At 46.8% G+C, this 24146-nt stretch carries 16 protein-coding genes and 1 rRNA gene; 12 read left to right on the top strand and 5 right to left on the bottom strand.

The genetic code is table 11. The features are described from left to right. Positions 1–49: 49 nt before the first annotated feature. From L5M49_RS20580 to L5M49_RS20555, 6 genes are all read left to right on the top strand, one after another. A complete protein-coding gene (locus tag L5M49_RS20580; RefSeq protein WP_263266759.1) occupies positions 50–7438 on the top strand; it encodes an Ig-like domain-containing protein in 7389 nt (2462 codons plus the stop codon). 235 nt (positions 7439–7673) lie between these two features. Next, positions 7674–8255: an ADP compounds hydrolase NudE gene (nudE, locus tag L5M49_RS20575; RefSeq protein ID WP_212601707.1), complete on the top strand. Its 582-nt coding sequence runs from the start codon at positions 7674–7676 to the stop codon at positions 8253–8255. Positions 8256–8559: 304 nt separating this feature from the next. Next, positions 8560–9372, top strand: a complete 813-nt coding sequence (gene cysQ, locus L5M49_RS20570) for a 3'(2'),5'-bisphosphate nucleotidase CysQ (protein ID WP_263266758.1) — start codon at positions 8560–8562, stop codon at positions 9370–9372. Positions 9373–9379: 7 nt separating this feature from the next. After that, entirely contained in the window at positions 9380–9823 is a 444-nt protein-coding gene (locus tag L5M49_RS20565; protein WP_263266757.1) for a GNAT family N-acetyltransferase, read from the top strand. 316 nt (positions 9824–10139) lie between these two features. Continuing rightward, the gene (locus tag L5M49_RS20560; RefSeq protein ID WP_263183165.1) at positions 10140–10751 is read left to right on the top strand and encodes a TetR/AcrR family transcriptional regulator; all 612 of its coding nucleotides are present in this window, start codon (positions 10140–10142) and stop codon (positions 10749–10751) included. Then, positions 10742–12604, top strand: coding sequence for an MFS transporter (locus tag L5M49_RS20555; RefSeq protein WP_263266756.1), 1863 nt, complete (start codon positions 10742–10744; stop codon positions 12602–12604). The genes L5M49_RS20560 and L5M49_RS20555 overlap by 10 nt, the downstream gene beginning before the upstream one ends. 78 nt (positions 12605–12682) lie before the next feature. On the opposite strand, the gene mnmH is transcribed toward L5M49_RS20555, so the two are convergent. The 3 genes from mnmH to L5M49_RS20540 form a co-directional block, all read right to left on the bottom strand. Then, entirely contained in the window at positions 12683–13789 is a 1107-nt protein-coding gene (mnmH, locus tag L5M49_RS20550) for a tRNA 2-selenouridine(34) synthase MnmH (protein ID WP_263266755.1), read from the bottom strand. After that, the gene (selD, locus tag L5M49_RS20545) at positions 13789–14847 is read right to left on the bottom strand and encodes a selenide, water dikinase SelD (protein WP_263266754.1); all 1059 of its coding nucleotides are present in this window, start codon (positions 14845–14847) and stop codon (positions 13789–13791) included. The genes mnmH and selD overlap by 1 nt, the downstream gene beginning before the upstream one ends. Positions 14848–14942: 95 nt before the next feature. Continuing rightward, a complete protein-coding gene (locus tag L5M49_RS20540; protein WP_263266753.1) occupies positions 14943–16049 on the bottom strand; it encodes an acyl-CoA desaturase in 1107 nt (368 codons plus the stop codon). 144 nt (positions 16050–16193) lie between these two features. On the opposite strand from L5M49_RS20540, the gene fabR reads away from it, so the two are divergent. From fabR to L5M49_RS20520, 4 genes are all read left to right on the top strand, one after another. Further along, the gene (gene fabR / locus L5M49_RS20535) at positions 16194–16808 is read left to right on the top strand and encodes an HTH-type transcriptional repressor FabR (protein WP_105251021.1); all 615 of its coding nucleotides are present in this window, start codon (positions 16194–16196) and stop codon (positions 16806–16808) included. A 401-nt stretch (positions 16809–17209) separates the two neighbouring features. Beyond that, complete coding sequence (locus L5M49_RS20530) at positions 17210–17518, top strand: hypothetical protein (RefSeq protein ID WP_263266752.1); 309 nt, start codon at positions 17210–17212, stop codon at positions 17516–17518. Then, positions 17508–18911 carry a hypothetical protein gene (locus L5M49_RS20525; protein ID WP_263266751.1) on the top strand — a complete coding sequence of 468 codons (1404 nt, stop codon included), beginning with the start codon at positions 17508–17510 and terminating at the stop codon, positions 18909–18911. The genes L5M49_RS20530 and L5M49_RS20525 overlap by 11 nt, the downstream gene beginning before the upstream one ends. Positions 18912–18940: 29 nt before the next feature. After that, entirely contained in the window at positions 18941–20347 is a 1407-nt protein-coding gene (locus tag L5M49_RS20520) for a hypothetical protein (RefSeq protein ID WP_263266750.1), read from the top strand. A gap of 358 nt (positions 20348–20705) precedes the next feature. Here L5M49_RS20520 and trmA read toward each other — a convergent pair whose 3' ends face one another. Next, positions 20706–21806, bottom strand: coding sequence for a tRNA (uridine(54)-C5)-methyltransferase TrmA (gene trmA, locus L5M49_RS20515; RefSeq protein ID WP_263266749.1), 1101 nt, complete (start codon positions 21804–21806; stop codon positions 20706–20708). A gap of 222 nt (positions 21807–22028) precedes the next feature. On the opposite strand from trmA, the gene murI reads away from it, so the two are divergent. Continuing rightward, on the top strand, positions 22029–22853 hold the full coding sequence (gene murI / locus L5M49_RS20510) for a glutamate racemase (protein ID WP_263164006.1): 825 nt from the start codon (positions 22029–22031) through the stop codon (positions 22851–22853). Between the two features lie 36 nt (positions 22854–22889). Here murI and L5M49_RS20505 read toward each other — a convergent pair whose 3' ends face one another. After that, positions 22890–23351, bottom strand: a complete 462-nt coding sequence (locus L5M49_RS20505) for an RNA-binding protein (RefSeq protein WP_113941557.1) — start codon at positions 23349–23351, stop codon at positions 22890–22892. Positions 23352–23902: 551 nt separating this feature from the next. Here L5M49_RS20505 and L5M49_RS20500 point away from each other — a divergent pair. After that, positions 23903–24146 (top strand): 16S ribosomal RNA (locus L5M49_RS20500); the annotation flags it as partial.

The following is a 24146-nucleotide window of genomic DNA, read 5'->3' as shown; positions in this document are numbered from 1 at the left end:
TAAATCATTAATAAATTTAAACACCTCTAACGATTACCGGGGAAATATCATGTGGTGGATCACCTCCAACAGCGTAAAACAAATAAAAGCGGCCTTCGCCAAAACAAATCTCTTGAAATGGCGCTCACTGCTTTTTGGTGCTGCATTGGCAATGGTGATTCCCTGTGCTTATGCCGTTACCCCAATAGATCAAAATTTTAATGCCCAATCAGTTGGTAACAAGGGAAGCAACTCCGTCACTATTGATGGGATTACCTACAGCAACAACGACGTTGCCCAAATTCAGATAGTTAATGATGGCGATATTGCCACTGGTGCAGAATTTGCCTTGGGTTACCGGAGTTCGGGCCCAAATTCTTCAACGGTTGTTGGCTTTAAAACCAGCGACGGTGATGAGTTTAAGCTCAACACTTTTGCGGTATCTACTGGCCTTGGTGGTACTACTAATCTCACTATAAAAGGTTACCGTGATAACTCGGAAGTGATTAGCACTACGTATAATTTGGGTGGCACCTTTTTCGGTACCTTTAATGTGTCCGCTAATACCAGTTGGGAATACATTGATGAGGTCCGTATTTCTGGATCAGATTTAGATATTGATATTGATGATATTGATTTCAGTCCAGCAGTAATTCCCGCACCCACCATCACCTCTGCCACCTACGACGCCTCCACTGGCGCTTTGGTAGTTACTGGCGCTAATTTCACCGTAACTGGCGGTGCAACCAATGATGTAGTTGCCAACAAACTTACCCTCACCGGCGAAGGAGGCATTACCTACACGCTAACTGATACGGCCGATGTAGAGATTTCTTCTGTTACCAGTTTCACTCTGACACTCAGCGCGACTGATCGCGCGGCAGCGAATTTAATCGTCAATAAAAATGGCACCAGCTCCACTGGTGGTTCTACGTATAACCTCGCTGGTGCGGCGGGTTTTATTGCAGACTCGGCGGCCACTGCGGATCTAACAGGTAACGGCATAACGGCGACTGTTTTTGCACCCACAGTTACATCCGCTACCTACGATGCCAGTACAGGCACATTAGTCATTACTGGCACTAACCTGAAATCACGCAGTGGTGCAACCAACGATATTATTGCCAATAAATTTACGCTGACTGGCGAAGGTGGCAGCACTTGGACTCTGACTGATACAGCGAATGTGGAAGTGACTTCCGGCACCAGTTTTACAATGATACTGAGTGCTACAGATAGAGCGGGTGCCAACCTGATTATGAATAAAAATGGCACCATTTCTACGGATATATCCACCTATAACCTGGCTGCCGCTGAAGATTGGAATGCCGGCGCCGATGCGGCAGTTACGATTGCCGATACAACGGGCAATGGTATTACAGTGAGCAATGTGGCCGTACCCGCCATTACCAGTGCCACGTACAACGCATCGACTGGTGCGCTGGTGGTAACGAGTACCGGATTGTTGAAATCAAATGGTGCCACCAACGACATAGTTGCCAATAAATTCACGCTGACTGGCCAAGGTGGAAGCACTCATACTCTGACCGATACCGGCAATGTGGAAATCACCTCGGGCACCAGCTTTACATTGGCACTCAGTGCGACCGACCGGAACGCGATCAACTTGCTATTGAATAAGAATGGCACCAGCTCAATCGGTGGTACAACTTATAATCTTGCCGCTGCCGAAGACTGGGCGGCAGGTGCAGATGCTGCCGTTGTTGTGGCGGATTTAACGGGGAATGGTATAACTGCAAGCAATGCCGTTTCTGCTCCCGATGCTCCAACCATAGGCACAGCCACAGCGGGTAATGCCCAGGCAAGTGTAACCTTTAGCGCTCCGGCTAATAACGGCGGTTCGGCGATTACCACCTATACCGCTACGGCAAGCCCAGATGGCGCATTTGGTACCTGTGCTGGACCTGCGGCCTGTACTGCAACAGTAACAGGATTGGATAACGGCACTGCTTATACTTTTACAGTGACTGCAACGAACGGAGTGGGCACCAGCGTTGCTTCCGGCGCTTCCAACTCTGCAACTCCTAAAGGCAATCAAACCATTACTTTTCCTAACCCCGGTGCACAAAACTTTGGTACTACGCCAACCCTTACAGCGACAGCAGACTCTGCCACAGGAACTGATAATTTAACTGTCACTTTCAGCTCGTCCACCACTGGTGTTTGTACTATCACCAGCGGCGGTGCACTGACCTTCGTAACAGCGGGTAGCTGTACCATTGATGCAGATCAGGCGGGTGACTCGGCTACCAATGCAGCCACTACTGCAACCGAAACTTTTACTGTGAATGCGATAGTTCCCGGTGCCCCAACGATTGGTTCTGCAACTGCTGGTGATACTCAGGCCACTGTGACCTTTTCGGCACCGGTAAGCACTGGCGGCGCACCGATCCTTGCCGGAGGCTACACAGTCACCGCTAACTCCGGCGGTGCAACTGGTACAGGATCAAGTTCGCCGATTACTGTAACGGGGTTGACTAACGGAGTGGCCTATACCTTTACAGTGACCGCGACCAACTCGGCGGGGACGGGTGCAGCATCGGCAGCTTCCAACTCGATCATTCCGGCATCACCACAGACGATTACCTTTGCTAATCCAGGAACACGGAACTTTGGTACTTCGCCAACGCTGACCGCAAGCTCATCGGCAGGTGGTGGTTATGTTGTCACTTTCACCTCATCTACCACCAGTGTTTGTACTATTACCAGTGGCGGTGTGTTGACCTTTATAACGACAGGAACCTGTACGGTCAATGCGGATCAGGCGGGCGATTTGTCTTTCCTGGCTGCACCGCAGGTGAGCCAATCTTTCAGCGTTAGCCCCGTAGTTCCCGGTGCACCAACCATAGGGACTGCAATCGCCGGTGATACCCAGGCCAGTGTTGCCTTTGTTGCCCCAGTGAATATTGGTGGCTCGGCGATTACCGGTTATACCGTGACGGTAAACCCGGCGGATGTCGTTCCAGTACACGGTGGTTCATCTCCGATTGTGGTGACAGGTTTAACCAATGGTGTGGCTTACACCTTTACCGTCACTGCCGATAATGTGGCGGGTACTGGCTCTGCATCGGCCGCATCCAACTCGATTACTCCGGCTGCCATTCAGACCATCACTTTTGCGAATCCGAATGCACAAACTTTTGGTACCAGCCCAACGCTGACGGCAACGTCAGATTCAGGCTTAACACCTGTCTTTACTTCATCCACTACGGGCGTTTGTACTATTACCTCCGGTGGTGCGCTGACCTTTGTGACGGCAGGTAGCTGTACTATTAATGCAGATCAAGCAGGTAATAGTAGCTATTTACCTGCTACACAGGTGAGCAGAACCTTTGCGGTTAATCCTGTACAGCCTGGCTCGCCCACCGCTGTTACTGCGGTCGCGGGTGAGAGTTCAGCGTCTGTTTCGTTTACAGCTCCAATTTCTAACGGTGGTTCTGCAATTACGAGCTATGCCGTGATAGCGAGTCCTGGGGGCGCAACAGTGAGTGGAGCTGCTTCGCCTATCACGTTTTCAGGCTTGACGAATGGTACTGCATACACCTTTACCGTTACAGCAACTAATGCTGTAGGGACAAGTGTTGTTTCTGCGGCATCAAACAGTGTGACACCTCAACCGTCCAATTCTGTGCCCACGATTGCAGGCTCACCCATATTAACCATTAACCAAGGTGCTTCGTATCTGTTTACGCCTACAGCGTCTGATTCCCCCGGAGATACACTAAGCTTTAGCATCCTTAATAAACCAGTATGGGCGACGTTTAATGCTACAACAGGCACTCTGTCAGGTACACCGTCTAATCAAGATGTGGGTATGACAAACGGTATTATCATTAGTGTTTCAGATGGAACGTTGTCTGCGAGTTTACCCGCATTTAATTTAAGTGTGGTGGACGTCAATGATGCACCGACGATTAGCTCAACAGCCATAACAGTAGCGACTGAGGCTGTGGCTTATAGCTACACTTTTACTGCCAGCGATGCGGATGTGGACGACGTACTGACATTTAGTGCGGTGACGATACCAAGCTGGTTGAGTTTCAATGCGGTGACGGGGTTACTCAGTGGCACGCCTGGCAATGCTGATGTGGGCAGTCACGCGGTCACCTTACGTGTGACGGACACGGATGGCTTAACGGCTGAGCAGTCTTTTAGCATTACAGTGACTAACGTTAACGATGCGCCTGTTGCGACGAGTGCAAGTGTGACCTTAGAGGAAGATAGCTCTGTGATGATCACGCTTACTGGGGAGGATGCAGATAGTGATCCTCTTACCTATGAAGTGGTGAGCCAACCTGAGTCGGGCACTTTGGAGCAGCATGGAACTGTGTGGTTATACACACCGGAGAAAGATTTCAACGGTGCAGATCAGATAAGCTTTATTGCTAAGGATGCTGAACTGAGTTCTGAGCCTGCAACTATCACCATGAATGTCACGCCAGTGAATGATGACCCACAAGCTGTCGATGATAATTACACTCTAGCCAGCACCGCGGATGATAAATACACACTACCTGCGCTAGAGAATGATGTTGATGTGGACGGTGATACTTTGACTATCGATGGCGCGGCGGCAGACATAGGTAGTGTGCAGATTACTGCTGATGGACTCATATTTACTGCCCCTGCAGCTTATGTTGGTCCGGTCGCACTTCGTTATACCATTAGTGATGGTCAGAAAGGGCGCGCAAGTGCAAAAGTCAACTTACTGGTAGAAGGTGGGGAGGCTGACAATTTACCTGTTATTACTGTACCTAGTGATGTTGAAGTTAATGCAACAGGCTTGTTCACTCGAGTGGATCTAGGGTTTGCGAAGGCCGTTGATCGTAATGGTCATCCACTGCCCGTTTCTTTGGTCGATAAGCGTTTATTCTTTGCCCCTGGTAGTTATCTTGCTTACTGGCAAGCCGTAGATCGTGATGGCAACAAAGCGACTAAGGCTCAGAAAGTAAAAGTGCATCCATTAATTTCCTTGAGTAAAGATCAAGTCGTGGGTGAGGGTAATGAGGTTGTTGTTAGTATTCACTTAAACGGTGTAGCGCCTGAGTATCCAATATCAGTTCCTTATACGGTTGCAGGTTCCGCGGACAGCAATGATCATGACTTAGTCGATGCGGTAGTGGAGATTACTTCAGGTACATTGGCCCATATTCACTTTAGAACCATAGAGGATGGGGAAGTTGAGGCTGAAGAAGAGGTGTTGATCAGCCTAGATCCAAGTTTGAATTTAGGCAGTAAGAAGCAAACACAAGTGTCGATCACTGAGGCTAACATTGCCCCGAGTGTGACTCTTGAGGTGACTCAAGCGGGTGAACGTCAGTTGATCGTGGCACAAAATGGTGGCGAGGTTCATATTCATGCGCAGATTAGCGATGCCAACATGAACGATACTTTGACATCTGTATGGTCGAGTGGCGCGCTGAACTTGCAGTCCGATGATGCTGGGATGTTCTTCTTGCCGACAGAGGTCTTGCCGGGCATTTATCCTGTAAGCCTGACTGTGACGGATAGCGGTTTACCCGCGCTGTCTACCACAGAGAAAGTTTATATTGTTGTGCGCCCATCTCTGCCGGCTCTGACTGGGACTGATACCGACGGTGATTTGGTCCCTGATAACCAAGAGGGATTTACCGATACAGACCGCGATGGCATTCCAGATTACTTGGATGCAATCAATGAGTGTAACGTGATGCCTGAAGATGAGTTGCAGCCTGTATACTTCTTGGCAGAGGGGCAAGCGGGCGTGTGCTTACGCTTAGGTAATATTGCACTGATGCAAGAGCAAAGTGGTATTCAACTATTACCTAATCTGGTTCCTGAAGACAGTATCGCGGCTAATGTGGGGGGGGTTTTTGACTTCATTGCTACAGGGCTACCGCAACAAGGGCAGAGTTACAGTCTGGTGATACCACAACGTTCGCCAGTTCCTGCCAATGCGGTATATCGTAAGTATCAAGCCCAAAATGGTTGGAAGGATTTTGTGATTGATGCGCGCAATAGTGTCGCCAGTAGTGAAGGCGAACGTGGTTTCTGCCCCCCTCCTGGAGATAATCGTTGGACTTCTGGATTAACTGAAGGCCATTGGTGTGTGCAGTTAACCATAGAAGATGGTGGACCAAACGATGACGATGGCGTCGCTAACCGAACCATTGTCGACCCAAGTGGCGTGTCAGTGATACTCAATGGTAACCATTTACCTGTGGCGAACTCAGATACGGCATCTTTACCTTGGAATCAGAGTCTCGATGTCGATGTGCTCGCCAATGATACGGATAGCGATGGTGATGCCTTGACGGTAACGCAAGTCACCAGCGAGTTCGGAACTGTAGTTATCTTGGCTAATCAGCAGTTAAGTTACACGCCAGCAACCGATTTCATCGGTACAGATGTGCTGGTGTATAGTATTACCGATGGTAAAGGTGGTACTGCGAGTAGTGAGTTGACTGTGATTGTTAATGGCAATACAGCACCTACGACAGTGAACGATAGTGCTGCCATAGATGACAGAACGAGCTTGTTACTCGATGTGTTGAGTAATGACAGTGATCCCGATGGCAACGTTTTAACCTTAGTCAGCGCAACCGCGCAGCAAGGAATGGTTTCTGTTGAGTCTAATAAACTACGTTATATCCCTAAAACTGGATTTGATGGAGTAGATACTGTGAGTTATCAGATTAGTGATGGATTGGGCGGCGAAGCAACTGGGCAAGCGTTAATCACAGTTAAGGCATACCAAGATGTGGTGATAGATAACAAGTCGGGTGGAGGCAGTATGTCCTTATGGGCATTAGGTTTGATTCTTACAATGGGGTTAATTCGCCGTAAGGAATTACATAAATTAGTCTTGGGCGCTTTGTTGCTCGCAGGCTCCGTTAATCAAGCAAATGCGGCTGATAACTGGTATGTCGAGGGATTTGTCGGGCAAGCTCAGGTTGATAGCAGCAGGCGAGATCTACAGCCACAAGCGGGGACAGGCTTTGTAACATCGGTTGATGATAACGATACTGCTTTGGGTGTGAGTATCGGTTATCAATGGACTCCCTATTTTGCCATCGAATTAGGCTATGCCGACTTTGGTAATGGGACTGCGAGGATTGAGGGCGCAAGTCTCACCCCTGAGCAATATCATGAGCAGGTCAAAGCCGTGACGCCAGTTCTGGCCGATGGTGTCATGCTGGGATTACGTTTCACTTTACTCCAACATGAATCTTGGCGGTTTGAAGTACCCATCGGGTTGTTTAGGTGGCAAGCGGATATCAGTAGCACTATGGGCAATAGCCGTTTAACTACAGAGCTTGATGGTACAGATTGGTATGCGGGCGTGCGTTTTAGCTATCAATTTAGTGAGTCATGGTCTGTAGGTTTGGGATATCAATATGTGGATATCGAGCCTAATGATTTCCTCAGTTACCAGCTCAATCTACGATATCAATTTTAAGCGTTAGCATATCAAAAGGGGCATTCGCCCCTTTTTACTATCCAATAAAACATCGTATTTGAGAATATTTTGAAGGTGTTCACTTAAGGCTGAGCTGGGTTTGTGATGCATATCGCAAAGGATTTGTGGCTTACCATTAGGAGCATATAATAAATTCAGGTTGTAGATTAAAGACAGGATAGTAAGATTGTCACTTACCTTATTTAATTTATCGCTTTTTTATCCAGAGGCAGTTATGTCGCAACGGCAGAATAAGCCGGAAATATTGCATACCGAAGTTGTCGCGAGAAGCCGATTATTTCAAATTGAGCAAGTGCATCTTAAGTTCTCCAATGGTGTAGAGCGCCAATATGAGCGCATGAAAGGCGGTAGTCGTGGCGCTGTGATGATAGTGCCTATTCATCAAGGGAAAATGCTACTGGCACGCGAATATGCTGCAGGAACTGATAATTACGAACTCGGTTTCCCAAAAGGTTTGATCGATCCCGGTGAGACAGCAATAGAAGCTGCTAACCGTGAATTACAGGAAGAAATTGGCTTTGGATCGAATAAGCTCACCTTACTGAAAGAACTCAGCCTAGCTCCGGGTTATTTCTCTAGTAAGATGCAAATTTTTCTTGCAGAAGATCTGTATGAGAGTCGCCTTGAAGGTGATGAGCCTGAGCCAATTGATGTGGTGCCTTGGGCGCTCGCCGATTGGGAAGCCTTGCTCGATGATGTCGATTTTTCTGAATCCCGTAGTGTGAGCGCGTTGTTTTTGGCGCAAAAATATTTATACCCAAACAACCTGAAGATGCAGGATTCAGCGGGAGTTTAACGCACTTTAGGCAAGGCGGTTATTTGCAGACCTAGCGGGCTAAGTTAAAAATAACCAACACAGCATAAAGTGCGTTAAAACCCGCCGGGACGGAGCGCCTAGGGCACTCCACTTCGGTGTTGCATCAATTTAAAAGGTGGCCGACATTCTGTCATTGATGCGCCTTGAATTGAAGCACCCAAGGCGCTCTGAAACTCGTATCTTCAGGTAGCTTGGGTATATAACTTAAATAATCTTTTTCCTTTTAAGCGTTCAGAGTTTGCACGCTTGCAAAACATTCGCTCAGCAGGCGATTGGAGTTGTTATGAAGCCAGAAGAGTTGATCGACGAAGTTATTGCGATTGCGACCGATGCAGGGATAACTATCCGTGACATTTATCTCAAAGGTAATTTTGAGCGAGAAATGAAGTCTGACAATACCCCTGTCACTTCCGCAGATTTAGCGGCGAACAAGATCATTTGTGACCGATTAACCGCCTTAACGCCTGATATTCCTGTGTTATCTGAAGAAGCCGCTGACATTCCGTTGAGTGTGCGTGAATCTTGGAAGCGCTATTGGTTGGTGGATCCGCTCGATGGTACGGGGGAGTTTATCGCCGGCAGTGGTGATTTTTCAGTCATTATTGCGCTGGTGGAACACAATCGTCCCGTGATGGGTATAGTTTATGTGCCGATGACGCAAGTGTGTTATTACGCTATTGCTGGTTTAGGGGCGTACAAACGCACGGATAAACAAGAAGTGCGTATTAGCAGTCGCCAAATTGAGCACCGTGAAAAGGTATCCCTAAGATTGGCCGTAAGTCGCCGTCAGGACCCTCAATCTGTGTTGACCCTATTCAACCATCCCAAACACTGCGAGTTAGTCGTTATGGGGGGCGCAGCGTTGAAGAGCTGCCTCGTCGCGGAAGGTCGTGCTGATTGTTATGTACGAGTCGGACCAACGGGTGAGTGGGACACGGGAGCTGCGCAAATTATCGTCGAGGAAGCGGGTGGACAGTTGATGGATACTGAGCTGCAACCGTTAACCTACAATGAGCGCGAGAGCTTAGAGAACCCTAACTTCATCGTAGTTGGCGCACCCAACTTAGAGTGGGATAAGATTTTAATAGGTGAATGATTTTCAAATGCAGTCTATACGTCCGGTATTAAAGTCAGAGTTATTAGCAGTTTATCAGCTCGAACAGGCCATTTTTGGCGAGCACAGCTATCCCGATTTTTTCTTCCGTCAGGGATTTGATTGTTGGCCAGAGCAATTTTTAGTGGCCGTGGATGCTGATAATCAGCTACAAGGCTATTTGCTCAGTGCCCAGAGTAGTGATCCTAACTGCATGTGGATATTATCTGTCGCAGTGAGTGAAAATGCTCGCGGGAAGGGATTCGGCAAGCGTTTGATGCAACAATGTTTAGCCGAGTTGCCCGTGTCAGTTGAGCGGGTGTGTTTAACCGTTGATCCGAGTAACCCTGCCCATGGCTTATATCAGCATTTAGGTTTCATTGATTCAACTTTTGAGGCCGATTATTTGGGCGATGGCGCAGATAGGGTTGTGATGACTTATCGCAGGCCTTAAATCGCGGGCTTATCTTTGAACCAAAGATTATCCTCAAATAAAAATCACCTTTGAATTAAGAATGATTTTTAAATCAAAATAATGGACGGTGTGCTGACTGAGCGCGCCGTTTTTTATGCTCTTTTAGGTGATGTCATCCCACGGATCCAGTTCGGCTTGCTGAGGGAGTCTAATTCGAGTGCCTATCTTTATCCATCATCTTCAATAATATCCTTCATTATTTACCCTCTTCTGTACGTAAAATAAACTTATTTTGAACGTTGTTTTTTATTTTAACTGCTGTTAGTCTCTTGCTATTCAACAGGGGATGAGACCTATGGCCAGACGAAAAGAACACAGCCATGATGAAATTCGCGCGATGGCAATACAAGCGGCAACTGAGTTACTGATAGATCAAGGTGCCATAGGGCTCAGCTTACGCAAAGTGGCCAGCCAAATTGGTTATGTCCCTAGTACCTTGATCAATATTTTCGGTAGCTACAACTATTTATTACTGGCGGTTTCTGAGTCAACGCTTAGGACTTTGCACGACCGATTGACGTGTGTTCGTGCGGCCGACAGTTTAGGTAAAATTATTGCAATGGCGTGGGAGTATAGTCAATTCGCCCATGAGCAGCGCCAAGCTTTCAAGCTGGTTTTTGAGCTGCAATTACTCGATTCTGAACCCTTGCCTGAATCGCAAGGGCAATTGATAGCGGGGTTATTTACTCTGATTGAGTGTGAATTGGCGCAACTATTTCCCGAAGTTACGCAGACACAGCATCTCAGTATGAGCCGGGTATTATGGGGGGGAATTCATGGGCTGACCTCTCTGTCACTCGATAATAAGCTCTTCGCTGAGTCATTATCACTGCAGGATTTACTCGAGAGTCACGTACAAGCGTATTTACAAGGAATGGGTTACCAGAAGGAACTATCATGCTGCTAACAAAACGTTTTTTACCCTATTTTGCGACTCAGTGCTTAGGCGCATTGAATGACAACATCTATAAAAATGTGTTGCTGTTATTAGTGACCTTTAGCCAAGTGAAAGACCTACCCATAAGTGTCGATATGTTTGTGAACTTGGCGGCTGGGGTGTTCATTTTGCCATTTTTCCTCTTTTCGGCCCATGCGGGTGTTGTCGCCGATAATATGGATAAGGCTAAACTCATTCGTCGATTGAAACTACTCGAAGTCATCATCATGTTTAGCGCCGCGATTGCGATTCTGAGCGAGAGCTACATGATGATGTTATTACTGTTATTTTTAACGGGTAGTCAGTCTGCATACTTCGGTCCTGTTAAATATTCCTTGTTACCCCAAGCGTTGAAAGAGGACGAGTTAGTCACAGGCAACGCTTGGGTTGAAATGGGCACTTTTCTCTCTATTCTGGTGGGCACTTTGAGTGCGGGGATCTTGGTTTCTGATGAAAACGGTACGCTTTGGTCGGCGATTACTGTTGCTGTATTAGCCTTTGCAGGATATTTATCGAGCCGAGCGATTCCTGCATTACCCCCGCAGGGCGTCATTGAAAAAATACGTTTCAGGCCGTTATCGGGCACTTGGCGTAGCATCAAAAAAGCCCGTCAAACGCCTTCAATCTGGATGGCTATCCTCGCGATCAGTTGGTTTTGGTTTTTAGGTGCGACCTATCTGACTCAGTTTCCTAACTTTGCTAAGCTGCATTTGCATTCTGGTGCGACTGTGGTGTCATTATTATTAGGCATGTTTTCCATCGGGATTGCTGTTGGCTCCTTCGTTTGTGAACGTTTCTCCTACGGCCATGTGGAACTCGGTTTGCTGCCATTTGGGGTATTGGGATTAACTATCTTTGGTGTCGATTTGCTTTGGGCTATTCCACCTGCGCCAGTGGATGCTGGTTTTGTCTATGGATTAAAGGCCTTTATTGCCGAGTCGCAACATTATCGGGTGATGCTGGATTTCTTTATGATTGGCGTTAGCGGTGGCTTGTTTATCGTCCCCCTGTATGCGTTTATTCAATCTCGTTCGCCTAAGGGCGAATGTGCTCAGGCGATTGCTGCCAATAACATTATGAACTCATTGTTTATGGTGGTTTCGGCACTGTTATCTATGCTGTTGCTGGGCGTTGCAGGTTGGACTATTCCACAGCTATTTCTGCTACTCGCCGTGATGAATGCTGTAGTCGCGCTCTATGTTTATTCACAAGTACCAGAATTTACACAACGATTTATCAGTTACTTACTCAGTCATGTTATGTATCGAGTGACAGTTACAGGCCGAGAGAAAATTCCAAAGGAAGGGGCTGGCATCATAGTCTGTAACCATGTGAGTTATGTGGATGCATTGATTATTATGGGAGCGTCGACACGGCCAATCCGCTTTGTGATGGATAAATCCATCAGCGAAATTCCTCTGTTGAAGTATTTGTTCCGCCATGCAGGTGTGATCCCTATCTGTTCGCCTAAGCAAAGTGAAGAGACCTATAATCGTGCCTTCGAGGCGATTCATGAAGCGCTCGCCAATGACGAGTTGGTATGTATTTTCCCTGAGGGTCGACTCACACCTGACGGTGAGCTTGGCGATTTTCGTCCCGGAATTGATAAGATTTTGGCCAGAGATCCTGTGCCAGTCATTCCTATGGCATTGCACGGATTATGGGGTTCTTACTTTAGTCACAAGGGCGGACATGCCTTGGCTAAAATGCCCAAGCGTTTTTGGTCAAGGGTGTCGGTGGATTTAACGGATGCCGTCGATGGTAAGCTTGCGAATAAGGAATCTTTGAGAGTCCAAGTGGCGAGCCTGCTGGGCAAGTCATAAATTCGTTAAGGTATGAAATAAAGTGAAGTGATAACCGCGAAGCAAATGTTCGCGGTTATTTTATTTTAGGGTGGCGATTTATCGTGTTTGATAGCTATCCAGCCACTCATGCATCGCTTGGTGCGAACCTTTAAAGAGTACACGTTCAGACTTTTTCTGTAATTGGTATTGATACATAGGATCGTAATACTTGTGCAATAACAGGTTTATCCAGACTAAGTGCAGCGAAGTATCATTCTGGTTGATTTGTTGATCGAGGGCTTGTTGCATCAAATCTTGCAGTTCTTGATGTTGTTTTCCGCCTAGACGTTTGCGAATGCTCACTAAACTCTGTAATAGATATTCACTGAAAGCCGCAAAACCTGCTTCCGGCCCTAGGCGCTCACAGAAGCCGCTATACATTTTATGCACATATTCATAGCGTAAGCGTTCGAGCCTCGCATCATCCGACTCTTCTAGCACTAAAACATTAGCGGCTTGCATGGCATTGTAAAATGTCTGCGGCAGCGCCGAACGCCCAATCAGGAAGCTTTCATCTTCGAGCAGTAAACACGCCGTGCCACTTGTTTGGTGCTGTAGCAAGGCAATGGCGAGTTGATTTTCAAAGTTAATCTGCGTTGGCTGTGGGTCGATATTCTTTCCAAAACTAGAGCCTCTGTGATTAGCGATTCCTTCAAGATCAACCGCTTCTTTACGCTGTAGTAGAAAATCGGTTTTACCGCAGCCCGTCATCCCGCTCAAACTCAATAACGGCTGTTGAGTCGGTGCCGCTTCAATCACGCCAATCAGATATTGGCGCATGGCCTTATAGCCACCCTGAATATAAGGGACTTCGATACCCGCTTCTTTAAGCCATTGCTGAGTGAGTTGTGAGCGCAGGCCGCCGCGAAAGCAATAAAGGTAAGCATTAGGATTGGCTTTAACATAGCTAGCCCAAGCCTCGATTCTCTGTTGCTTGATGGAACCATTCACCAGTGAGTGGCCTAGTGCAATCGCGGCTTGCTGACCAAATTGCTTATAACAAGTACCGACTTTTTCCCTTTCACTATCCAGCATCAAGGGTAAGTTGGTCGAGTTGGGAAACGCGCCCCGAGTGAACTCTATGGGCGCTCGCACATCCATCATCGGATGTTGATTGAGAAAGATCTCCCTATATTGCTCTGCGGCTACAATAGCGCTTGGCATCAGCACAACACCACATTCGCTGCAGTGGTCGGTGTTTCCAGTGACCCAATGCAGATTGGGGTTATGTGGTTCGCATCGAGTAGGGCGATTAATTCCGCTTCAGCTGCGGCCGAGACGGCAACTAACAGGCCACCACTGGTTTGCGGATCGCACAGTATCGCTTTTTGATGCTCGCTGAGTTCAGGGAGATGCTCGCCATAACTATCGTAATTACGGTGAGTCCCACCAGGAACACAACCTAAAGCCAAATAATCTAAGGCGCGTGGTAACAATGGCACTGCATCAAATTTAAGCTTCGCAGTGAGGTTGGCGCCTTGGCACATTTCGAGTAAGTGTCCCGCCAGTCCAAAACTTGTGACATCGGTCAGGGCATTTACACCGCTAATTTTTGCAATGGTCGCGCCTATAGTATTGAGTTGACACATAGCATTGACCGCAATGAGACTATCTTCATCGCGGAGTTTTTTCTGTTTTTGCGCTGTGGTTAAAATACCAATGCCGATAGGTTTAGTGAGATATAAACGATCGCCGGCTTTAGCGGTATCATTCTGTTTTAAATCACTTAAGGCAATTTGTCCGGTAACCGCGAGGCCAAAAATAGGTTCGGGTGCGTCTATGCTATGACCACCGGCTAGCATGATCCCCGCTTCCATGCAGGCTTGTCTGCCGCCATCGACCACTTGCTGTGCGATTTCTGCGGGTAGTTTATTGATTGGCCAACCTAAAATTGCAATCGCCATAATAGGCGTGCCGCCCATGGCATAAATATCGCTGATCGCATTGGTTGCTGCGATACGACCGAAGGTGAATGGATCGTCAACAATTGGCATAAAAAAATCGGTAGTGCTAATGATGCCTATGTCATCATTGAGTTTGTACACTGCAGCATCGTCGCGGCTCTGATTGCCAACCAGCAGATTTGGATCGGTAAATACAGGTAATTGCGAGGCTAAGATAGTGCTGAGCACTTTAGGGGATATTTTGCAGCCACAACCTGCGCCATGACTATATTCTGTTAGCTTGATTGATTCTGGGAGTGTAACTGGGGAATCTGACATGATCTCAACAGCCTATTTAAGTGATTAAGGCATCATCATAATCAGATACGGCCACCATGCAAGGTGGCCGTATGACTTTCGGGCAGAATTGTGGCTTAGCTATAAGTTGCGGTCAGGCTGCGCCAATGTTTTTGCTGGACTAAGAAACGCGCCTTTAGCTCTTCAACTTGTTGCAATAGTTGCTGATCGACAAGTTGTTTACGCTTGGCATCAAGCAAGGTTTTCTGTGCTTGATAGTAATCCATTAAGTGCAGCTTTAATAACTCATACTCTGCTTGGATTTTTTCAATAATTTCATCGGCATTAGGCAGGTTATTAACCTTCCGCTTGGTACGTAATAACTGCATCTGTAAGCGTGCGCTCTCGATACGTTCCTGTGGACTCGTACGCAAATCCTTAGCTAATCCCAACCAAGATAATGACTTAATCAACCATTTGGTTGGATCGTAGTGCCACCATTTAATGCCATTACGATAGTCATTTTCGAAAATATGATGGAAATTATGATAGCCCTCACCGTAGGTCAACATGGCCAAGAAGCCATTATCGCGGGCGGTATTCTTATCGGTATAAGGCTGGCTGCCCCACACGTGGGCTAAAGAGTTGATAAAGAAAGTGCAGTGATGCACCACCACTAAACGCAGTAAACCCGCCATCAATAACATAGATAGCACGTCACCATTGAGCCAACCAAGCAGTGCAGGCAGCCCAATGTTCATTAGCAACACGAGTGCGAGGTAATGTTTGTGTTGCCACATGACAATACGGTCATTTTGCAGATCACGCACATTTTGATAATCGTGATAGCGTTGCGACTGATACTCACGCAGCATCCAACCGATATGGCTGTACCAGAATCCCATTTTGGCTGAGTAAGGGTCCTTGTCGTTATCATCTACGTGCTTGTGGTGGACTCTGTGATCAGATGCCCAGTGCAATGCACTGTTTTGTAATGCTAAAGCACCACCAAGGGCATATATAAAACGCACCGCCGGATGGGCTTTATAGGCCTTGTGTGACCAGAGTCTGTGATAACCTGCGGTGATTGACAGGCCACTGGCAAAGGCTAAAACAATAAAAGCGATCCATTCACTGGCACCATAGCCATGAACAATACCGCGCCATGGAACTAAAATTACCGCACTGAGGAAAGTGATGGCAAACAGACTGACATTAAGCCAGATGATAGGGGGTTTTTTCATTATAGGTTTCCAAAATTCGCTTTTGAGCGTACATCTGTAAGCTAATTTAGCTTAGCTATATTGTTTGGTCAAGGACGATGGGGCTGTGTTTAATGCCTAAAAGCGGTATTATCGCGTTATTACATTCAGTTAGCGGATTTAAGAATGGGTATTCGAGCACAGCAAAAAGAGAAAACTCGCAGAGCTTTAGTCGATGCGGCCTTTAATCAGCTAAGTGCTGAGCGCAGTTTCTCAAGTCTGAGTTTGCGAGAGGTTGCTCGGGAAGCTAATATCGCGCCGACATCTTTTTATCGCCATTTTAAAGATATGAACGAACTCGGTCTTACTATGGTGGACGAGGGCGGGTTAACCCTAAGGCAGATGATGCGTAAAGGCCGTCAGCGAGCTGAAGTGGGTGGCAGTGTGATCCGTATTTCCGTTGATACATTTATGGAAGTACTTGATTCTAATCCAAACGTATTCCGTATTTTATTGCATGAACGCTCTGGAACCTCGGCAGCATTCCGTGCGGCAGTTGCCCGCGAAATTGAGCATTTTATTTCTGAATTGGCTCATTATACCGAAGCCAAAGCGGGGCGAACCCCCTTGCTAGCCCGTGCACAGGCTGAAGCGTTAGTGACACTGGTGTTTAATGCCGGCGCTTCAGCATTAGATATGAAACGGGCTGACCGCAAAATTCTTGCCGATCAATTAGTCATGCAATTGCGCATGGTCGCCAAGGGCGCTGAAGCATTACAACATAAAGTTGAACATCGGTAGTTTGGATATGGTTTAACTAAAAAATCGCCCTAGGCTAATGCCGAAAATTCTTGCTCAAAAGATCAAAATCCGATGACCTCGTGTCATCGGATTTTTTTATACAACTCTCATAAACATTCTTATTGCTCGCTTAATCGAATTCACCTGTTTAGCTGATGTGTTACACCTGAGTTAATGCCATTCTGTTTAGGCTTATAAGGCGTATCCATATTTAACGCTATGTAAAATATAGAAAGATGCCATAATCTTGGCTAAATAAAACCCTGTTTAACCTTTCAACATTTGAGACCGCCGCCAAAACCGGCCAGCATCTGCATCGAGAGTATTTTAATGACTTTATTCACAGCAAAAAAAGAATAGTAGCAATTGATAAATATACGATGACCCCAAGCTGGCGCTTTTTGGACTTTAAAACCTACCCGCCCAAGCATGCCAAAGGCGAGGCGGGCAAGTCGCAATCAGGCCCGGACGCTGCCGCTATTAAAGGGGTTAAGGATGAGCTTTGTGCCACACCAACGGGTACTCCAGAAAGGGTAATACAGGATTACACCGGTGATTTATCGAATAGCAAGCTTCGGGCACTTTGTGAAGCTGAATATGGTGGAGTGACCGCCCTGCATAACGAATGGTCCATATTAAAAGAGTTTAAAGATAATGCACTTTTTGACGATATTAGAGAACTTATGGAAGGGGCTGCCAATGTCAACTAAAAATCTACTGACGAAAGAAATGCGAAGCGAGTGGCACCCTAAAAATCCTGACTGGATGGCCGCCAGGCAACTTAAATGGCAGCGGGTTGAAAATTACATCAATTGCACGAGCTGGTTCACCAAGGCAGAATTTAAGCGTGCACAGGAATACTTTTTCACAGGTAAATTAACATTAGTAGACGATGATGAGCTTTCGGTAGATTTATTGCTACAGTTGGGGTGGCACCCAAGTAATGACCCTGAAGTCTGGCGTAAACAATTTGACCACGTAGTCTCACAACTAGCCGATTGGATAGTCAAAGAAGAAATTTATAATGCTATAAGTAGAATGGATAGCAAGTTTGAATTAACCTTTGTTGGCTTTAATCCAGAGATTGCGGATCCCAGCTTTTTTATGGGAAGGGAACCTGAGTTATTCAATTTCTTCTACCGTAAGCCAATGCCTGATGTACTCGAAGCGGAATATGTTAAGCGACGATACTCACTATGCCAAGACGTATACTTTACCTTTCAAAGCGATGTTTATAATTTGCCTGCGCACATTGTTGAAGGTCTATTTTATACTCATGGCGTAAAGCAGCAGGGTCTTCCTTATTTAAGTGGTATGCTGACAGAGGATAAATATTCTTGGATTTTTAGTCAAAGCTGGAATATTACGAGAACGCGATTATCATTACGAGATCCGATAATCTTCGCGCAACGAGTCTTGAAAGGAGAAAGCCAAGTCTCCCCTGATGACTTCCAAAGGATTCTGCTTTGGTGTGAGCAGTTTTCTCAAGGCTCGCCAAGCTGGCAGGCATTGTGGCAGGAGGCAGAGCGCGACCCTGTGACCCTCCGTGAATGGGATGCACAGCAAGAAGCCGCCAATCCCGAGGAGGAGCACGAGCCTAAGCCGAAAGAGCCTTGGCCCGAGGAGCTTGTGGCCCTGCTTTCGCAATTGGCAGCACTCGGTTATGCCTGCCCAGAGGACACTGACCGAGACCTGTGCTCAGTACTGCGCGCACTGCCCGGCAGCGCCGAGGTTGGCTTTGGCACCTTTGTCTACGATGAATACACCGACGATGATTTAGAAGAGCCCTACGAGTACTTTGCCGCGCCGCTGGAGCAGCTGTGTGAGTTAGCCAAGCTCAGGTTCAGTTACAAAACCCGTCGTGGTTTTGCTGAGTTTTATGCCGATGATAACAGGGTAGGCAGGGTACAACTCATTGACCCTGCTGAGCGATACACCGCCAACTATTACCGTGACATTGTGCGCTTGGCCGAGCAGCATTTCCCAGAGCAAGTTTTTTGCTTTGGCGAGGATTTTTTTATGCTCTACATCTTACCCAAGCCAGTGATAGCCGTGCTCCAAGCCGCAGGCTTTGAATCCAAACGGGATTATTTTGGGCAGTAACATCGCCTCATATTGCAAGGGAATGAAGCATGTCGAGTAAAAACATAATGACCAAAGCGTTGTTAAAGGCCTGGCAGCCGAAGGACCCTGTGTGGTTGGCCATGCGCAAGCAGCAGTGGCAGCGCTTGCAACACTACCTCAACCTCCAAGGGCTTAATAAGGCCAAATACAAACGTCTAGAAGCGTATTTTTTTGACGGTAAGCTTAGCTACGACGACGGGTTTTCGGTTGACTTATCATTACAGTTAGCTTGGCACCCCAGTAACGACCTTGCGCTCTGGCGCCAGCATTTTAATGGGATATTTTCCCAGATACCGCCAGAGGAATGTCCGTCAGCGCTTAAAGCCGCCTGGGGAGAGGCTTGGTTTCAGATGGACACTAGGTTCTATTTTAACAAAAAGGGTTACGACCCGGCCACCTGCGACATTAATTTGTTTATGGGGCGTGAGCCCGAGCTATTTCGCTTTTTCCATTGTCCCCCGCTGCCACCACTGTTGGAGGCATTCTATATCAATAGGGGCCTAAAGCTTTACCAGGGGGCCTATGTGTGGTTTTCTTGGGATGCATATGAGCTCCCCTCACATTTAGCGAACAAAAACCGCTATACCCATGGGGTTTACCATCAATACCTGCCCTATTTGGGCGGTTTTTTGACCGAGGAATTCTTCTCACAAAGGATACAAAATGCAGATAATCCTCTCAGAATGCGAGTTGCACGCCGTGCCCCTATGGTTTACGCCCAGCGGATTTTACAGGGCGAGCTCCAAGTCTCCCCCGAGGATCTTAAACGGGTCGAATTATGGCGCGAACAACTTGCCATGGCGTCACCCAGTTGGCAGGCATTGTGGCAGGAGGCAGAGCGCGACCCAGTGACCCTGGATGAATGGGATGCACAGCAAGAAGCCGCCAATCCCGAGGAGGAGCCCGAGCCTAAGCCGAAAGAGCCTTGGCCCGAGGAGCTTGTGGCCCTGCTTTCGCAATTGGCAGCACTCGGTTATACATGCCCAGAGGACGCTGACCGCGACCTATGCTCAGTACTGCGAGCACTGCCTAGCAGCGCTGAGGTTGGCTTTGGCACCTTTGTCTACGATGAATACACCGACGATGATTTAGAAGAGCCCTACGAGTACTTTGCCGCGCCGCTGGAGCAGCTGTGTGAGTTAGCCAAGCTCAGGTTCAGTTACAAAACCCGTCGTGGTTTTGCCGAGTTTTATGCCGATGATAACAGGGTAGGCAGGGTACAACTCATTGACCCTGCTGAGCGCTATACCGCCAACTATTACCGTGACATTGTGCGCTTGGCCGAGCAGCATTTCCCAGAGCAAGTTTTTTGCTTTGGCGAGGATTTTTTTATGCTCTACATCTTACCCAAGCCGGTGATAGCTGTGCTCCAAGCCGCAGGCTTTGAATCTAAACGGGATTATTTTGGGCAGTAACACCGCCTCATAATGCAAGGGGAACAAGCATGTCGAGTAAAAATGTAATGACCAAAGCGCTGTTAAAGGCCTGGCAGCCAAAGGACCCTGAGTGTGACTGTTTATCGGCCCACTAGGCACTTCAAATAAATTCCTTAAAAGGCATTCCATGGTCTTTGGCAGTAGAATACTTTTGTCGAAGCTAAAAGGTCGAAGCTAAAAGTAAGGGGTAGCCATTTGGCTGCCCTTTACTTATTTTAAGCTGCTAAAAACTACTTCATTGCTCTGTAGCCGTATCAATAGAAGTCAGCTTATGGGGCATAAAAACTCTTCCCGTACCCAGAGAGATTTTCTCGGGTGTCTGTAATGAAATAAATCCTTACTTAATGCGCTCTAGCAGTACACCCGTTTCCATGTGATCTGTGTAAGGGAACTGATCAAACAAGGCAAAGCGGGTCACCTTATGGGTTTCGTTCAGTTGTTGCAGGTTATCTTTTAAGGTTTCTGGGTTGCAGGATATATACAAAATCCGCTCATAACCTTGGACTAACGCCAGCGTATCAGGATCAATCCCCGCGCGTGGTGGGTCGACAAAAATGGTGTTGCAAACGTAGCTGTCAAGATCGATACCTTCTAAACGTCTAAAGCTGCGTTTCTTCGCCATGGCATCGCTAAAGTCTTCGGCTGACATACGAATAATCTGCAGATTATCAATACCATTCACTTCGATATTGTATTGCGCCGCATCGACTGAAGGCTTAGCGAGTTCGGTGGCCAATACGCGATTAAAGTTTTGCGCCAGTGCGATAGAGAAGTTGCCATTACCACAGTAGAGCTCGAGTAAGTCTCCCTTACTGTTTTGAGTCGCATCGATAGCCCACTCCAGCATTTTTACGGAAACTTTGGCATTGGGTTGAGTAAAGCTGTTTTCGATTTGCTTATATAAGAAGGTTTTATCATTTACTTGTAATGACTCAACCACAAAGTCTTTATCTAAATCGATTTTTTGCTTACGGGCACGGCCGATGATATTGACGTTAAACTGGCTACTTAACTTGGCTTTCAGTGCAGTCGCATCGGCGCGCCATTGGTCATCAAGCTGCCTGTGATAAAGCAAAGACACTAAGATCTCGCCGCTTAAAGTCGACAAAAAATCCACTTGGAACAGTTTGTGCCTTAGACTCGGATTCGGTTTCAGCTCGGCGATTAAGGCCGACATCATTTGATTGATGAGCACGCTAGCTGGTAAGTATTGATCGCAACGTACTTTCTCATTCAATACTTTATCGAACATGTAATAGTATAAGTCGTCACCATCATGCCAGATGCGGAATTCGGCGCGCATACGGTAGTTAGCTGGCTCTGAGGCAAAAACTTCAACACTCGGTGTTTCAAATTGGGCAAAGGCTTGTTCTAGCTTGATACGCTTGTGTTCTAACTGCGCATCATAAGTCTGAGGGTCCATTGCTGCTAAGTTCATTGTTTGATTCACCGTTGCTGTAAATTGGGGCGCAAATATTATACTAGGTGACACGAATGTCCAGTATCTTGCTTTTGCTGTTTTCGCAAAGCTATGGGAAAATCCGCGCACTTGAATATGGTTCTATGGTATTTGGCTGGATTCCGCCAGTAAAGCAGCCATCGAATCGTTAATGCGTCCAATCTGTATAGTTTATTTATATATCCGAAACTGGAGATTCGCTTGTCGCGACCTATATTAGTGTTTGATTCTGGGATTGGTGGCCTATCTGTATTGGCTGAAATCCGTAAGAGTTTGCCCCATAGCGACTATTGCTATCTTTTCGACAACGCTAGGTTGCCCTATGGTGAGTTGGAAGAGCAGGTATTAATTTCTGGCTGTGTCGAATTAGTATGCGATCTCGTGGCTCGTACCAATGCAATGATAGTGGTCGTTGCCTGCAATACTGCAAGTACTGTTGTATTACCGGCATTACGTGCACATCTTACTGTCCCTGTCGTAGGTGTTGTCCCTGCCATTAAACCCGCCGCTCTAATGTCTAAGAGCAAACGTATTGGACTCTTGGCTACACCTGGCACAGTTAAGCGTCATTATACCCATGAACTCATCAGCCAATTTGCTGATGATTGCCATGTCGAACTCTTTGGTTGTTCTGAATTAGTGATGATGGCAGAACAAAAAGTGGCGACTGGAATGTTGGATATGCATAGATTGGCACAGTTACTGGCACCAGTCGTTGCCGCACAATTGGATGTTCTCGTACTAGGTTGCACTCATTTCCCTATGATCAAAGCTGAATTACAACAAGTGCTCGGTGCGGGCGTAAAACTAATGGATTCTGGCGCTGCTATTGCTAAGCGAGTTGTCACTCTTTTAACGCAACAGAATCTTATTGTGGAAGAGCACAGAGTAACAGATGAGAGAGAAGCTGTAAGGGAGTCAGTTATGCAAGCTTTCTATACTAAGGTGGGGATCAGCGAAGGGTTAACAACAACATTAATTGATTGTGGCTTTTCAACTATCGAACGAATCACCACAACCAACTAAATTACAAAATAAAGCAAAACAGTTTAAGCGGTAATGCTACTCGTCTGTCCCTGTACGGTCGGCAGCTTCCGAATCTTGTGTTTTTGCTTCTCTTACTTTTAAGGTTCTTTCTTGGAAACTATAGTCATTCAGTTTAACCATGGCTTTCTGAGCGCCTGATTCTGACATCTCCACAAAACCAAAACCTTTACGACGACCCGTCTTACGATCTCTGACTAAACGCACAGAGTTTACTGGACCAAATTCGCCAAATAATACTTTTACTTCACCTTCATGAACACGATAAGGCAGGTTACCTACATATAAGGTCATAGTAGGGCCAACATATTGTTCTTCTGAAGCATGAGATGATGAAGTCTCTGGAACAAATTTAAAAACAAGACTTGCAATGATAGCGCCAGCGACAAAAGCAATAGCTGATAATGGCGTTGCGAACTGAGATAGTGCTACTGCGCCAATAATGGCGACAATCAAGACAATAAGAAATGACTTTTGCATAAGAATGCTCTCTGATGAATGGGAAATTGATAAATAACTGTTAACAGCAAGTATATGGTAATGAATTATTTACTTTTACACTAGACCATTGCTGAAATATTGAGCGTGAATTATCAATTATTAGATAAAAAACCTTACTTATCTCCTCAATCTCCCTATAATGCGCATCCACTGACACGGCAGACAGCGTAACGCAAGTTAAGCAAAGAAAGCCATGCAGTTCATCGGTTAGCAAGCTAAACGATGAGTGTTGAGAAAGTTGAAAAAACTACTTGACGCACTAACGGGAATGCGTAGAATACGCAGCCCTGACCCGCTGAAAACTCAGTGTGTGGTCAACGCTCTTTAACAATTTATCAAGCAAATCTGTGTGGACACTCACAGGTGTTGAGTTAATCGAAACTGCTTAACCTTCGGGTTGGCAGTCAAAAATTTAAATCAATGTAACAATGAGTGTTCATAGCAATATGTACAGTTTGTTTCTTTAGTTAGAAACAAAAAATCAGAATTCATTGAGCCGCTGAAGTCGCAAGACGGAAGCACCAAAACTTTAATTGAAGAGTTTGATCATGGCTCAGATTGAACGCTGGCGGCAGGCCTAACACATGCAAGTCGAGCGGCAGCACAAGGGAGTTTACTYCTGAGGTGGCGAGCGGCGGACGGGTGAGTAATGCCTAGGGATCTGCCCAGTCGAGGGGGATAACAGTTGGAAACGACTGCTAATACCGCATACGCCCTACGGGGGAAAGGAGGGGACCTTCGGGCCTTCCGCGATTGGATGAACCTAGGTGGTGG

Source organism: Shewanella sp. SM74 (assembly GCF_025653725.1).
In the GTDB taxonomy this organism is placed as follows: domain Bacteria; phylum Pseudomonadota; class Gammaproteobacteria; order Enterobacterales; family Shewanellaceae; genus Shewanella; species Shewanella oncorhynchi.
The sequence above is the reverse complement of the archived record's forward strand: the minus strand, read 5'-3'. Positions and strand labels throughout refer to the sequence as shown.